At 58.5% G+C, this 12,417-nt stretch carries 17 protein-coding genes; all 17 read right to left on the bottom strand.

Features of this window, described 5'->3' with window-relative positions; translation table 11 throughout:
- Positions 1 to 3: 3 nt before the first annotated feature.
- From QMG15_RS08530 to nrdR, 17 genes are read right to left on the bottom strand one after another with little or no spacing between them, the layout of a single operon-like run.
- The gene (locus QMG15_RS08530) at positions 4 to 1,047 is read right to left on the bottom strand and encodes an acyltransferase (protein ID WP_281788248.1); all 1,044 of its coding nucleotides are present in this window, start codon (positions 1,045 to 1,047) and stop codon (positions 4 to 6) included.
- A 21-nt stretch (positions 1,048 to 1,068) separates the two neighbouring features.
- Positions 1,069 to 2,037, bottom strand: a complete 969-nt coding sequence (tolA, locus tag QMG15_RS08525; RefSeq protein ID WP_281788247.1) for a cell envelope integrity protein TolA — start codon at positions 2,035 to 2,037, stop codon at positions 1,069 to 1,071.
- A 10-nt stretch (positions 2,038 to 2,047) separates the two neighbouring features.
- Positions 2,048 to 2,479 (bottom strand): biopolymer transporter ExbD, encoded by a 432-nt coding sequence (locus QMG15_RS08520; RefSeq protein WP_281788246.1) that lies wholly within the window; start codon positions 2,477 to 2,479, stop codon positions 2,048 to 2,050.
- A 15-nt stretch (positions 2,480 to 2,494) separates the two neighbouring features.
- Complete coding sequence (tolQ, locus tag QMG15_RS08515; RefSeq protein ID WP_108359977.1) at positions 2,495 to 3,181, bottom strand: protein TolQ; 687 nt, start codon at positions 3,179 to 3,181, stop codon at positions 2,495 to 2,497.
- Positions 3,178 to 3,570 carry a tol-pal system-associated acyl-CoA thioesterase gene (gene ybgC, locus QMG15_RS08510; protein WP_281790107.1) on the bottom strand — a complete coding sequence of 131 codons (393 nt, stop codon included), beginning with the start codon at positions 3,568 to 3,570 and terminating at the stop codon, positions 3,178 to 3,180. Before ybgC ends, tolQ begins: the two co-directional genes overlap by 4 nt.
- 9 nt (positions 3,571 to 3,579) lie before the next feature.
- A complete protein-coding gene (locus tag QMG15_RS08505) occupies positions 3,580 to 4,764 on the bottom strand; it encodes a pyridoxal phosphate-dependent aminotransferase (protein WP_281790106.1) in 1,185 nt (394 codons plus the stop codon).
- A 2-nt stretch (positions 4,765 to 4,766) separates the two neighbouring features.
- Positions 4,767 to 5,300, bottom strand: coding sequence for a transcription antitermination factor NusB (gene nusB / locus QMG15_RS08500; protein ID WP_281788245.1), 534 nt, complete (start codon positions 5,298 to 5,300; stop codon positions 4,767 to 4,769).
- Positions 5,297 to 5,770 (bottom strand): 6,7-dimethyl-8-ribityllumazine synthase, encoded by a 474-nt coding sequence (gene ribH, locus QMG15_RS08495; RefSeq protein WP_281788244.1) that lies wholly within the window; start codon positions 5,768 to 5,770, stop codon positions 5,297 to 5,299. Before ribH ends, nusB begins: the two co-directional genes overlap by 4 nt.
- A 37-nt stretch (positions 5,771 to 5,807) precedes the next feature.
- Entirely contained in the window at positions 5,808 to 6,935 is a 1,128-nt protein-coding gene (ribBA, locus tag QMG15_RS08490) for a bifunctional 3,4-dihydroxy-2-butanone-4-phosphate synthase/GTP cyclohydrolase II (RefSeq protein ID WP_281788243.1), read from the bottom strand.
- The gene (locus QMG15_RS08485) at positions 6,932 to 7,612 is read right to left on the bottom strand and encodes a riboflavin synthase (RefSeq protein ID WP_281788242.1); all 681 of its coding nucleotides are present in this window, start codon (positions 7,610 to 7,612) and stop codon (positions 6,932 to 6,934) included. Before QMG15_RS08485 ends, ribBA begins: the two co-directional genes overlap by 4 nt.
- A gap of 30 nt (positions 7,613 to 7,642) precedes the next feature.
- Complete coding sequence (gene ribD / locus QMG15_RS08480) at positions 7,643 to 8,746, bottom strand: bifunctional diaminohydroxyphosphoribosylaminopyrimidine deaminase/5-amino-6-(5-phosphoribosylamino)uracil reductase RibD (RefSeq protein ID WP_281788241.1); 1,104 nt, start codon at positions 8,744 to 8,746, stop codon at positions 7,643 to 7,645.
- 51 nt (positions 8,747 to 8,797) lie between these two features.
- Positions 8,798 to 9,208 (bottom strand): type IV pilin protein, encoded by a 411-nt coding sequence (locus QMG15_RS08475; RefSeq protein ID WP_281788240.1) that lies wholly within the window; start codon positions 9,206 to 9,208, stop codon positions 8,798 to 8,800.
- A 7-nt stretch (positions 9,209 to 9,215) separates the two neighbouring features.
- Positions 9,216 to 9,851: a hypothetical protein gene (locus tag QMG15_RS08470; RefSeq protein WP_281788239.1), complete on the bottom strand. Its 636-nt coding sequence runs from the start codon at positions 9,849 to 9,851 to the stop codon at positions 9,216 to 9,218.
- Positions 9,848 to 10,597, bottom strand: a complete 750-nt coding sequence (locus QMG15_RS08465) for a PilW family protein (protein WP_281788238.1) — start codon at positions 10,595 to 10,597, stop codon at positions 9,848 to 9,850. The genes QMG15_RS08470 and QMG15_RS08465 overlap by 4 nt, the downstream gene beginning before the upstream one ends.
- The gene (locus tag QMG15_RS08460; protein WP_281788237.1) at positions 10,594 to 11,094 is read right to left on the bottom strand and encodes a hypothetical protein; all 501 of its coding nucleotides are present in this window, start codon (positions 11,092 to 11,094) and stop codon (positions 10,594 to 10,596) included. The genes QMG15_RS08465 and QMG15_RS08460 overlap by 4 nt, the downstream gene beginning before the upstream one ends.
- Positions 11,085 to 11,606 (bottom strand): GspH/FimT family pseudopilin, encoded by a 522-nt coding sequence (locus tag QMG15_RS08455; RefSeq protein WP_281788236.1) that lies wholly within the window; start codon positions 11,604 to 11,606, stop codon positions 11,085 to 11,087. The genes QMG15_RS08460 and QMG15_RS08455 overlap by 10 nt, the downstream gene beginning before the upstream one ends.
- Positions 11,607 to 11,659: 53 nt before the next feature.
- Complete coding sequence (gene nrdR, locus QMG15_RS08450) at positions 11,660 to 12,109, bottom strand: transcriptional regulator NrdR (RefSeq protein WP_108359966.1); 450 nt, start codon at positions 12,107 to 12,109, stop codon at positions 11,660 to 11,662.
- Between the last annotated feature and the right edge of the window lie 308 nt (positions 12,110 to 12,417).

Raw genomic sequence — 12,417 nt, 5'->3', positions numbered from 1 at the left:
TGATCAGCGGGTCAAGCGCGCAAAGAGTGGTTTGGTTTTGTGAGCGACCCAGTGATGTATGGGAACTTCGACTTTCTCATGTAGAAATAAGCCCATGCCCACGCAACACAGCCAAGCAAAACTCGTCAGCGCAAAAGCCATGTGGGGGTCATAAAAATGGCTGTTGTTCCACATCGCGCTGAACAGCACGATGGCGCCAAAGTGGATCAAAAACAGCACGTAAGCACTGTTTGACAAACGGTGCACCACGCGTTTCATGGGCGTCCAGTGCACCATGCCTTTGGGCTTGATGACCAGCCACACGGCGCTGAGCAACGCCAGGGACAAACGCGTGCGGTATTCAAACCACAAGGCACCCACGGCCAGCAGTGCCGTGACCCAAAACACCTGGGCTTCAAAGGTCGAGCGTTTGGCCCACGCCGCCAAGACGCCCAAACCATAGGCTGCAAAGAAGTAAATGGCCCAGATGTCCAATTCATCCACACGGTTGAATTGCCACATGGAGGTCACGCACAGCAAAGCCACGGCGATGGATAAGCGCTTGTTGGTTTCGGTGTGTAAAGCGTGGCACAACACAATCAGCAGCGCGTAGAGCTGGAAATCGATGGCCACATACCAAGCACCGCTGGAGAGCGCCTCAAAACCCAAGAGGTCATGCATCAACAAGCCGTGTGCCAAGAACTGCCACACAGTCGGCTCACTGGGTAGCCAACTTGCATGAATGGCGTCACGCGACATCGCCACAACCAAGCTGATGAGCACCAAGGCAAACACATAAAAGGGCACCAAGCGCAGATAGCGCTTGGCGATGCTGATGATCGGATGCTGAATAGATTTGTGCATCACCGATTGAGCAGCCAAATAGCCGCCGACCACCAAGAACACTTGCACAGCTAAGCGCGCATAGCGGTAGAGCCATTCCATCAGCGCGGGCCAAACCAAGGTCATGGTGTCGGCCATCGGGCCGTAGGCTGAGAAGTGGTGCCACACAATGAGCTGTGCGGCCACAACTTTCAACACATCGACAGTGAGGGAACGCTCTAGCAACCGAATTTTTCCTGTGCCGCTTTAGTCGTTGGGCTTGAACACCAGCAGCAGCGGTGAGTGCACGCGGCCATCGGTGTCGCGCGGCAAGATTTCGGTTTTGTCGATGGCTTTGAGCACCGCGCTGTCCCAAGCTGCATTGCCGCTGGACTTGGTGAGTTTGCGGCTCACGATGGTGCCGTCGGGGGCGCAGCGCACTTCCACTTCGGCGGCAGGATTGCCTGACACCGAGCTGGGGTCAAACGTGATGTTGGGTTTGACGCGTGCGCGGATGCGACCGCCGTAGCTGTCAGACGGGCCTGAGGACTTCATGGCTGTGCCCGTGGCGTTTTCGCTACCGCTGGCGCCCGCCAGACCTGCGATGCGCTTCATGTTTTCTTTGCGGATGGCTTCTAGCTTTTTGGCTTCTTCAGCCGACGCCTTGCTGTCTTTTTGTTCAGCTTGCTTCTTCGCTTCTTTTTCTTTGCGTTCTTTCTCGGCGCGCTCTTTTTCTTTTTCCTTCTCTTTACGCTCTTTGTCCTTGCGCTCGTCTTCTTTCTTCGCTTCTAGCTTGCGTTTGTCTTCTTCCAGTTTGGCCTTGGCCTTTTTCTCAGCCTCTTTCTTCAGCTCTTCCTTGCGACGCTCTTCGGCACGCACGGCATCTTGAAGTTTTTTCTCTTCTTCGACTTTGCGTTTCTTCGCCAACGCAATTTCAGCATCACGGTTGGGAGCCGGTGGCTCAGGGGCTTTCACCACAGGTTTTGGCGCGGGTTCAGGTTTGGGCGCAGGCGGCGGGGGCGGTGCGTCAACCTCCACCAGCTTAGGCGCAGCGGCCATGGGCACGGCGGACCACAACTCGGCTTCCACCGACAAACTGTTGTCTTGTTTCCACTGAATGCCTGCCGTGAGTGCGACGATCAGCAAGGCATGAACGACCAAGGCTGCGCCCACTGAGCGGCCCGTGCCCTCCGGGGGAGGCGGTGCGAATTCAAGATGCTTGGGCAGTGCGCTCATGGCTCAAAAATCAATCCACCAACTGAACCGACAGGCCCACGCGCTGCACGCCTGCGCGTTGCAGCGTGTCCATGGCTTTGACCACGGTTTCGTATTTGATGGTGCGGTCGGCGGTGATGACCACGGGGCCTTGCGAGCTTTCGCCTTGCAGCTCTTGCACATCGCGGGCCAAGCCTTTGAGGGTAGAGCTGACCGACTTGTTCACTGTGCCCGTGCTTTTGACGGTGATGCGTTCTTCTTTGCTGATTTCCACGTGAATCACTTGGTCAGGCACGGTGGCGGCTTTGCCCACGCTGGGCAAATCAATCACGCTGGGCGAGATGAGCGGTGCGGTCACCATAAAGATGATGAGCAAGACCAACATCACGTCAATGAACGGCACCATGTTGATGTCGTTCATGGCGCGGCGGCCGCGTCCTGAGCGAGGGGCGATAGAAGCCATGCTGCGTCTTTCGGTTTAGTGGGTCATCGTGCTGGCGCTGTTGCGCTGCAAGATGTTGCTGAACTCTTCGATGAAGGTTTCCAACTTGATGGACACGCGGTCAATGTCGCGTGAGAAGCGGTTGTAGGCCAACACCGCAGGAATCGCGGCAAACAAACCAATGGCGGTGGCCACCAGCGCTTCGGCAATACCGGGGGCCACTTTGGCCAAGGTCACTTGCTGCATACCGGCCAAGCCTGTGAAGGCGTGCATGATGCCCCACACCGTGCCGAACAGGCCGACATAAGGAGACACCGAGCCCACGGAGGCCAGCATCGACAAGTTGGATTCAATGGCATCCATCTCACGTTGGTAGCTGGCGCGCATGGCGCGGCGTGCGCCGTCCATTAAAGCGCTGCTGTCGTTGATGCGACGCTCGCGCAGTTTTTGGTACTCGCGCATGCCGCTGGCGAAGATGCGTTCCATGGGGCCAGATGTTTTGGCGTTTTGAGCAGCCGCAGCAAACAGTTCGTTCAAGCTGGTGCCCGACCAAAAGTCGCGCTCGAACTCGTCGTTGAGTTCTTTGATGCGTTTGATCGAGCCGATCTTGCGAAAGATGGCGGCCCAACTCACGATGGAGACGCCCATCAGCATCAGCACCACAACTTGTACAACCCAACTGGCGTTGAGCAATAAATGAACGATGGAAAAGTCTTGTGTCATGTCAGGCGTTCCAATACAGAAGAGGGGATTCTCGCAGGCTTCATGGCGGCAGCATCGACCCAACCGATACGGATGGTGCCTTCGCAAAGTAAAGTTTCGCCCAGCCATGCTTGTTGGGCAATGACGAGGCTCGCGCGGCCACCTTCAGCCAATGTGGCGGTGACGCGCAGCTGGTCATCCAGCTTGGCGGGGCGGTGGTATTTGACGGTGGTTTCACTCACCACAAACATGCCACCGGTTTCTTCGCGCAGCGCGTGTTGACCAATGCCAAGCGCGCGCAGCCACTCGGTGCGTGCGCGCTCGAAGAATTTGAGGTAGTTGGCATAAAACACGATGCCACCGGCATCTGTGTCTTCCCAATACACCCGAATGGGATGTTCAAAAACGATGCTCATGGTTTAGCCCAGAATTTTTTGTAAACGCCCAATCGCAGCTTGCAACTCAGGCAACGAGCGGGCGGTGGAGAAGCGTACAAAGCGAGACGTGTCGGCATGGCCAAAGTCGCGACCAGGGGTGATGGCGAGGTTGGCTTTATTCATCACTTCAAACGCAAAGTCCCAGCTGCCTTGGACGCCCAGTTTGTTGGCGGCTTGTGTGCAATCGGCCCATGCGTAAAACGCGCCATCGGGCATGACGGGCACGTTCAGGCCCAGTGCATTGAGCGCGGGCACAAAGTAGTCACGACGTGCTTTGAATTCGGCGCGACGTCGTTCGTACTCGGCCATGCTCTCAGCCTCAAAGCAAGCAAGTGCGGCGTGTTGCGCCACCGTGCTGGCGCAGATGAACAGGTTTTGCGCCAAGCGCTCCACCACGGGCACGAGCGCATCAGGCACCACCAACCAGCCCAAACGCCAGCCCGTCATGTTGAAGTACTTGCTGAAGCTGTTGATGCTGATGATTTGGTCATCAATACCCAACGCCGATTGTCCAAATTGGTCGTCGTAACTCAGACCCAAATAAATTTCGTCAATCAAGGTGGTGCCGCCACGTTGCGACACCTCGTTGTGAATGGCGCGCAATTCATCAGGATGAATGGAGGTGCCTGTGGGGTTGGACGGTGAAGCCAGCAACACACCACGTGTCTGTGCAGTCCAGTTTGCCCGCACTTGTTCTGCACTGAGTTGAAAGCGTTCAGCCGCTGTGGTGGGGACCAACACCGCACGGCCTTCTGCGGCGCTCACAAAGTGGCGGTTGCAGGGGTAGCTCGGGTCGGGCATCAACACTTCGTCACCGGCTTCAATCAACGCCAAGCAAGCCAGCTGCAAGGCTGCCGATGCACCAGCGGTGATGACGATGCGACGCGCAGGCACATTCACACCAAAACGGGTGCTGTACCAAGCGCTGATGCGCTCGCGCAATTCAGGAATACCGAGCGCGGGTGTGTACTGCGTCACGCCGTCGTGTACTGCACGTGCTGCGGCTTCTTGCACCAAAGGAGGCGCGGTGAAATCGGGTTCACCGATGTTCAGAAAAATCATGGGCGCATCGGTGTGCGCCACCAACGCGGCACGCTCGGCGGCGGCCTTGGCCACCTCCATCACATAGAAAGGCTCAATGCGTTGTGCGCGCTGGGCAATCTTCATCATCAGTCGCGCAGCTTGCCTTTGGCGCGGTCAGACTCGACTTCGAGTGCGCGCAGTTTGGGCGCCAAGCCGTTGAGCACGCCGTTGACGTACTTGTGGCCATCGGTGCCGCCGAAAGACTTGGCGAGTTCGATGTATTCGTTCAGCACCACGCGCCATGGCACGTCGATGCAGTGTTGAAACTCATACGCGCCCATCCACATCACCGCGTGTTCGATGGGGGAGATTTCGTCGAGTTTGCGGTCGAGCAAGGGCTCAATGAGTGAGTCCAAAATTTCGCGTTGTTCGATGCAGCCGTACAGCAGGGCGTCGTAATGTACCGAGTCAGATTTGTGAAAACCGCTCAGGTCGCGGGTGAACATGTCAATGTCAGCGGCTTCGTTGTTGCCGACTAAGAATTGGTAGAGGCCTTGCAATGCAAACTCACGCGAGCGGCTGCGGCCAGATTTGGCGGCGCTTTTGGTGGTGCCATTGCTGTCCGTTTTTTTTGCGGTTTTGCGTGGGGCTTTGTCTTCTGTATTCAGGTGTTCGCTCATGCCAAGCTCTCCAACAACAAAGCCATCTCGACGGCCACGCGAGCGGCGTCACGGCCTTTGTCGGTTTGACGGGCCACAGCTTGAGCTATGTCTTCGGTGGTGAGGATGGCGTTGGCAATCGGCACGTGGTAGTCCATGCCCACGCGGGTCACACCTGCGCCAGATTCGTTGGCCACCAGCTCGAAGTGGTACGTCTCACCACGGATGATGCAGCCCAGCGCGATGAGGGCGCTGAAGGGTTCTGGGTCTTCAATTTGCGCGAGCGCAGCCAAGGCCAAGGGCACTTCGAGCGCGCCTGGCACATGCACGTGGGTGATGCGGTCATCGCTCACGCCCATGGCTTTGAGTTCAGCGATGCAAGCAGCAGCCAGTGCGTTGGTGATGTCGTCGTTGAAGCGCGCTTGGACGATGCCAATTTTCAAAGCGCTGCCGTCGAGCGTGGTGGTGGAGGCGAGGTTAGAGACAAACATGGTTTTTATTCTTCGTTGGTTTTATTCTTTGATGGTTTTACTCTTTGGAGAGGTAGCCCGTGATTTCAAGTCCGTAGCCGGTCATGCTGGGCATGCGGCGTGGGTTGCCCATGAGACGCATTTTGTGCACGCCGCAGTCACGCAAGATTTGCGCGCCCACGCCGTAGCTGCGCAGGTCCATGCGGCCGCGTTCGGGGCCGTGGGCGGAGCGGGCGGTGCCGTCAAATTGATTGAGCAACTGTTGGCCACTTTCGCCGCAGTTGAGCAACACGACCACCCCTGTGCCTTGGGAAGCGATACGCGCCAAGGCCGCATCTAACCCCCATGAGTGCATGACGCGGTTGGGTTCGAGTGCGTCGAGCACCGAGAGTGGCTCATGCACGCGGGCCAACACTTCGGCGTCTGCGCCCCACGTGCCTTTGACCAGGGCCATGTGCACATCGCCGCTGGTCATGTCTTTGTAGGCGTTGGCGGTGAACTCGCCGTGTGCGGTGTGCATGGTGCGCGAGCTGACTTTATGCACCAGCGATTCGTTGCGGCTGCGGTAGGCAATGAGGTCAGCGATGGTGCCAATCTTCAAGCCGTGTTCAGCAGCGAAGATTTGCAAATCAGGCAAACGGGCCATGGTGCCGTCGTCTTTCATGATTTCGCAAATCACGGAAGAGGGCGAGCAGCCAGCCATCGCGGCCAAGTCGCAACCGGCTTCGGTGTGGCCCGCGCGCATCAGCACGCCGCCGTCCACCGCTTGCAGGGGGAACACGTGGCCGGGTTGTACCAAGTCGGTGGGTTTTGTGGCTTTGGCCACAGCCACTTCGATGGTGCGTGAGCGGTCAGCGGCAGAGATGCCGGTGGTCACGCCCTCAGCGGCTTCGATGGACACGGTGAACGCGGTGCTGTACACCGTGCCATTGCGTGCAGCCATGGGCGGCAGCTTCAAATATTCGCAACGCTCACGCGTGAGCGTGAGGCAAATCAAACCACGGCCGAAGCGGGCCATGAAGTTGATGGCTTCGGGGGTGACGTGGTCAGACGCCAGCACCAAATCGCCTTCGTTCTCGCGGTCTTCTTCGTCGACCAAGATCACGATGCGACCGGCCTTCATGTCGGCCACGATGTCTTCAACAGGGGAAATAGCGACGGGCGTTAAGCCTTGGGTTGCGCTCATGGTTGGGCTTTCAATGCGGCAGCGTCACCCAGCGAGGCGTCAACACGCAACATGCGTTCAACGTAGCGGGCAACGGTGTCAATTTCGAGGTTCACTGTGCTACCTGTTTTGAGCGAACCCAAAGCGGTGTTTTCAACAGTGTGAGGAATGAGGTTGATGCTGACTTCCGAGCCGCGTAAGCCCAGTGGGCCGTCCGCGTTGAAGAAGTCTTGCACACGGTTCACGGTCAGGCTCACCCCGTTGATGGTGATGGAGCCCTTGAAAGCCAAATATTTGGCGAGGTCGGTGGGGGCCATGATGCGCAGCTCCCAGCTTTCGCCGATTTGCGCAAAGTGGCTCACGTGCCCTGTGCCATCCACATGGCCCGACACAATGTGGCCACCTAAGCGGTCATGGGCACGCAACGCTTTTTCAAGGTTGACGCGGCCAAGCTCGCTCAGACCACTGGTGCGAGCCAGTGATTCCACAGAGATGTCGATGGTGAAGGTGTGTGTGTCGAGGTCGAAGCTGGTGACCGTCATGCAAGCGCCGTTGAGCGCGATGCTGTCCCCCAGTGTGACGTCGTCGAGATACCCAGCAGGCGCTTCAATGGTGAGACGCTTGCCGTGGTTTAAAGAGCTACCCAGGTCGTGGACAGCGGTGATGCGCCCCACGCCGGTGATGATTCCGGTGAACATGGGCGATATTTTCGCAGGTTTACACCCCGCTTACCGGCTCAGGCGCGCCAATATCCTTAAATCAGGGCCGATTTGTGTCACTTCGTGAAACGCGAGGGCTTTTGCATCGTCCAAAGTCGTGAAAGGCCCCAAATTTGTCATGCCTCGGCCTTGGCCCATCAGTTTGGGCGCGAGGTAGGTGAGCAGCTCGTCCACCAAGCCTTCGCGCAACAAAGAGCCGTTGAGTTTGTGGCCGGCTTCCACATGCACTTCGTTGATTTGCTTTTGGCCAAGGTCTTGGAGCATGGCCGCAAGGTCCACCTTGCCAGACGCATTGGGCAGGCACACCACTTGGGCGCCTTTGGCTTCAAGGGCTTGGCGGCGCTCGGCGTTGTCGACCGCACAGTAAATCCACACAGGACGTTGCGGGGTAAAGAGCTTGGCCGTGAGCGGGGTTTCGAGTTGGCTGTCCATCACCACCAAGGTGGGCTGACGCGGGGTGGGCACGGCGCGCACATCCAGTTGCGGGTCGTCTTCAAGCACGGTGCCGATGCCGGTGAGCACCGCGCAAGCACGGGCACGCCAGGCGTGCCCGTCGTCACGCGCGGGGGCAGAGGTGATCCACTGGCTCACGCCGTTCTCCAGCGCGGTTTGGCCGTCGAGCGAGGCGGCCACTTTCATGCGCACCCAGGGCGTGCCGTGCGTCATACGTTTGAAAAAACCGATGTTGAGTTCGTGTGCTTCGTTGGCTAGTAAACCCACGTCCACTTGCACGCCTGCGGCACGCAAACGTGCCACGCCTTGGCCTGCCACTTGTGGGTTGGGGTCACCTTCGGCTACCACCACACGGCCCAAGCCAGCGTGGATGAGTGCGTCGCAGCAGGGGCCGGTGCGGCCTTGGTGGCTGCAGGGTTCTAGCGTCACATACGCTGTGGCGCCTTTGACATCGTTGTTTTTGGCTTGTGCATCGCGCAAGGCCATCACTTCGGCGTGGGCTTCGCCTGCACGTTGCGTGTGGCCGCTGCCCAGCACTGAACCGTCCGCGCCTACGATCACGCAGCCCACGCGGGGGTTGGGCGAGGTCAAGAACAAAGCCTCGCGCGCCAGGGCCAAGGCGCTCGTCATGTGGGGGGTGTCGTGCTCAGAAAAACTCATGGCGCAATTATGAATGGCGAGACCTGCAGTTCATGTGGCCATGGCGAAGGCCTATCGACTCCAGCACTGCGCCGCAGTTTGGCTGACACCTTGCACGCTGCGCACGCCGAGGTGGTTGACTGTCAAAGTGCCGCAGGGGTCTGTTGTTTGCGCACCCAAAGGCGTGGCACTGAGCGTGTAGCTTTGTGCTGTGCTGCTGAGGCGCATTGTGTAGCGTTGGCCTTCAATGTGCAGCACGCTGGAGGGAACTTCGGCGGCTGGGGGGTAGTTTCCATTCGCGCTGGCCGCGCGTTCAAGCCAATGCGCAGCTTGCAACAACGATGCGCGCGCTTGGGCGCGTTGGCTGCGCAAAATCAAACTTTGGTAACTGGGCCATGCGAGGCTGGTGAGTGCGGCGATGCAGGCGAGCGTGATGAGCAGCTCAATGAGGGTGAAGCCCTTTGACAGGTGCGCGTGTGTCATGGTGTGTTCAGTCGTGCAGCAGGTGCCAGCTGCGCCACTGGCCTGTGGTGGAGGTGTCGCGCGTCCAAATGGCTTGCAACACGGCACTGCTGGACGTCACGCCGTTGGCGAGTACGGTGATGCGATAGACGAAGGTGCTGGCGTTGGCTTGCGGAAAAATTTCGACCCAATACCAAGCCGTGTTCTCGCCGTCGGGTGTGTCATTGGCGCTGACGGTCACGGCTGTGGCCGTTTGTGTTTTCCAATAGCTTGCTTTGGTGGCGTTGACCTCTAACGTATTGGGGGCGCAAATCCCCGCGCTGCATGGGCTGAGGCCTAGGCGCTGGCGCAGCGTGTCGTACTCAGACATCGAGGCAGGAAAGAAGGCATGTGTTTGCGTGGTGTTGCCCATGGTGTGGCGCAAGTTGAGCGCCACTTCACCACTGCCATTTGTTGCATTTGTGGTGCCAACGATGTCAGCCAAGGCCGTGGCCAACACGGCTTGGGCTTTGTGTTGGGTGCGCAGTTGGTCTGACTCGGCGTTGAGCAACTGCTCGTTCACCCACAGGTTACGCAAGGCCAGCAGCGTGGCGATGCTGGCGAGTGCGAGCATCGCCATCAAGGTGGGCAAGGCAAAGCCGTTGCCATGTGTTTGGCGCTTCACGGCATGACACCTTCGCGGTTGCGCAGAGCCATGACTCGGCGGAATACGCGTCGTGCGCGACCATCGGCTGCCAGTGCTTCGCCTTGGCAGCCTGTGTGGCGGGGGTTGGGCTTTGTTTGGTTGACAGGGTGGATGCTGGCGACGCGCAGACACACCTCTATTGCCAGCACCTGCGACATGGCGGTCATTTGGTTGGCGGTTTTCCACTGAAGGGTCTGCGTGATTGGGTTTGCTTCGGCGTAGCGCAGTTGAAAATCTTCGATGCCTTCAGCGAGTGCTTGGTAGGTGCTGTTGTTGAGGTTCAGGTCTTTGCAGCTCAGCTCTTTGTTGGTGTTGAGCTTGTAGTCGTTGCGCACGGTGCTGTGTGTGCTGCCTGTGTTGCCCTGGCAGTCGATGGCATCAACCGCATGCCAATGCCCCAAGGAGATGCTCTCCACCGATGTGCTGCCGTTGATGCCGCCTAGCGCGGGCTCTCCGGGTTGTTCGCTTGTCGACACGTCGATGGTGATTGGCCCATCGTTGCTGCTCAGCTTCAGATATGCCGCACCCGCCATGTGGGCTTGCTCGCGCATGTTGCGCAAGGCCACGCGTGCATTGGCGTGAACGGCATCGGCCGCGGCCATGGATGCCCAGGTTTGTTTGCTGGCCCCGTATGCCGCAATGGCTGCGGCGATGACCCCGAGTCCCAATGCGACGCCAATCAACAGTTCAGGCAAGGTGTGGCCCTGCTGCGCGGGGGCGTTCATCGTGTGGGCCTTATGAAAAGACGCAAACAGCTCATTTGTGCGGGGCAGGGTGGGGTGCCTGCCGCGGCATCGGTGCGATAGGTCTCTGTTGCGTCACGCCAAGCAATGGCGATGCCCCACCAGTTGCTCAGACCCGTTAAGGCAAAGACCGTTGCATCGCCTTCTGGCAGTTGGCTGTCTAAGCTGGCTTGGAGTTGCTGCATGTCCCACTGCGCGAGCTCGGGACGGCTGCACGCGGTGGATGCGCAGTCAGGGCCGGTAGGGTTGCTGAGCGCGCCCCATGTTTTGGCGTACATCGCATGCTGTGGTGCGTTGAGCTGCATGCGCTCGGCCAAATCGTCGGCGATGCCCATGGCGACCGAGCGCATGAGTTGCTGTCGTTGCAAGACCAAGGCTTGTTGGTGCATCCACAACAAGCCCAAGATGCCAAGCACCAAGACCAGCAGTGCGGCCATTGCTTCCATCAAGGCAAACCCTTGCATGCGCTTCAGCTGCATGACTCACCCGATTGCCAGCGCAAACGGCTGGCGCTGCTCAAACACAAAGTGTTGGCTATGTTGAAGGCGATTTGTCGTGACTTGATGACCCAACGATCTCCCACAGTGCCAAGGTCGCCACGCGGGCTGATGTCGAGCGGCTCTGACTTGCTAAATGTCACTTGCAGTGGGGTTGGGCTTTGCGACGTTTGCAGCACAGCTTGGCTTGATTTCACGCGCAGTTCCCAGCCGCAACTCCAATCGTTGTTGGTGGAGGCTCCCCATGTGCAATCGCGCAAACGTGCGAGTTGCAAGGTTTCTCCGCGCTGCATGGCGCGAAGGCGTGCGCTTTGTAAATCGTTCACCAGCTGGTCGCGCATGGCCTCGACACGGTTGCGTTCTTGAAAGCGCTGCCAGTTGGGCACGGCCAATGCGGCGGTGATGGCCATGATGGCTAGGCACGCCAGCAACTCAACGAGGCTGAAACCTCGCAGGTTGGGGCGTTGAGACAGTAAAAAACCCAGCGTTTGCATGGCGCAAATGCTAGGTTTGTAACGTGTGTCAGCGCATGGCTGAGACTCGAAAACTACTTGCGAACTTCGTCCACCAAGCTCTTGAAGTCGTCGATGTCTTCAAAGCTGCGGTACACGCTGGCAAAGCGGATGTAGGCGACTTTGTCGAGTTTTTTGAGTTCGCGCATCACCAACTCACCAATGCGGGTGGAGGGCACTTCGCGTTGGCCGAGGCTGAGTAGTTTTTCTTCAATGCGTTCGATGGCGTTGTCGACCTGTTCGGTGCTGACAGGGCGTTTGCGCAGGGCGAGGCCCATGGATTCGAGGAGTTTGTTGCGCTTGTAGTCGATGCGGCGACCGTCTTTTTTGACGATGTTGGGGAAGCTGACGTCGGGGCGTTCATAGGTGGTGTAACGCTTTTCACAGGCGCCGCATTGGCGACGGCGGCGAATGGAGTCGCCGTCTTCGGACATGCGGGTCTCGACGACTTGGGTTTCTAGGTGGCCGCAGAAGGGACATTTCATGTTTTGTTCTCTCTTTTGCTTTTGTACTTTTTACTGGGCTCGCTGAGGGCATTTGGTATTGGCCGCTTCCTCATGCTGGAGTACCAGAAATCGTCAGCGGCCAATACCAAACACCCTCAGTCTGCGTCGTGCTTTGCTTCGCTCGCGCATTTCACTCGTGCCCATCCTCAGGCAAAGTTGCGTAGCAACGAGCGAACCATTTCTAAACTCAAACAGCGCGGGTTGTAGGTGCGGCGGGCGATGATTTCTGGTACCCCAGCATGAAGAGCCCGCCGTACCTGCAACCCGTGCCCTCTCCGGAGAGAACC

This window comes from Limnohabitans sp. INBF002, assembly GCF_027924905.1.
Lineage (GTDB): Bacteria > Pseudomonadota > Gammaproteobacteria > Burkholderiales > Burkholderiaceae_C > Limnohabitans.
This window is presented reverse-complemented; position numbering and strand designations above follow the sequence as displayed.

Excerpts from the sequence above, each read along its gene's own strand:
- tolA (WP_281788247.1), bottom strand. The coding sequence starts at position 2,037 with ATGAGCGCACTGCCCAAGCATCTTGAATTCGCACCGCCTCCCCCGGAG.
- QMG15_RS08520 (WP_281788246.1), bottom strand. The coding sequence starts at position 2,479 with ATGGCTTCTATCGCCCCTCGCTCAGGACGCGGCCGCCGCGCCATGAAC.
- tolQ (WP_108359977.1), bottom strand. The coding sequence starts at position 3,181 with ATGACACAAGACTTTTCCATCGTTCATTTATTGCTCAACGCCAGTTGG.
- QMG15_RS08505 (WP_281790106.1), bottom strand. The coding sequence starts at position 4,764 with ATGAAGATTGCCCAGCGCGCACAACGCATTGAGCCTTTCTATGTGATG.
- nusB (WP_281788245.1), bottom strand. The coding sequence starts at position 5,300 with ATGAGCGAACACCTGAATACAGAAGACAAAGCCCCACGCAAAACCGCA.
- ribH (WP_281788244.1), bottom strand. The coding sequence starts at position 5,770 with ATGTTTGTCTCTAACCTCGCCTCCACCACCACGCTCGACGGCAGCGCT.
- ribBA (WP_281788243.1), bottom strand. The coding sequence starts at position 6,935 with ATGAGCGCAACCCAAGGCTTAACGCCCGTCGCTATTTCCCCTGTTGAA.
- QMG15_RS08485 (WP_281788242.1), bottom strand. The coding sequence starts at position 7,612 with ATGTTCACCGGAATCATCACCGGCGTGGGGCGCATCACCGCTGTCCAC.
- ribD (WP_281788241.1), bottom strand. The coding sequence starts at position 8,746 with ATGAGTTTTTCTGAGCACGACACCCCCCACATGACGAGCGCCTTGGCC.
- QMG15_RS08475 (WP_281788240.1), bottom strand. The coding sequence starts at position 9,208 with ATGACACACGCGCACCTGTCAAAGGGCTTCACCCTCATTGAGCTGCTC.
- QMG15_RS08465 (WP_281788238.1), bottom strand. The coding sequence starts at position 10,597 with ATGAACGCCCCCGCGCAGCAGGGCCACACCTTGCCTGAACTGTTGATT.
- QMG15_RS08460 (WP_281788237.1), bottom strand. The coding sequence starts at position 11,094 with ATGCAGCTGAAGCGCATGCAAGGGTTTGCCTTGATGGAAGCAATGGCC.
- QMG15_RS08455 (WP_281788236.1), bottom strand. The coding sequence starts at position 11,606 with ATGCAAACGCTGGGTTTTTTACTGTCTCAACGCCCCAACCTGCGAGGT.
- nrdR (WP_108359966.1), bottom strand. The coding sequence starts at position 12,109 with ATGAAATGTCCCTTCTGCGGCCACCTAGAAACCCAAGTCGTCGAGACC.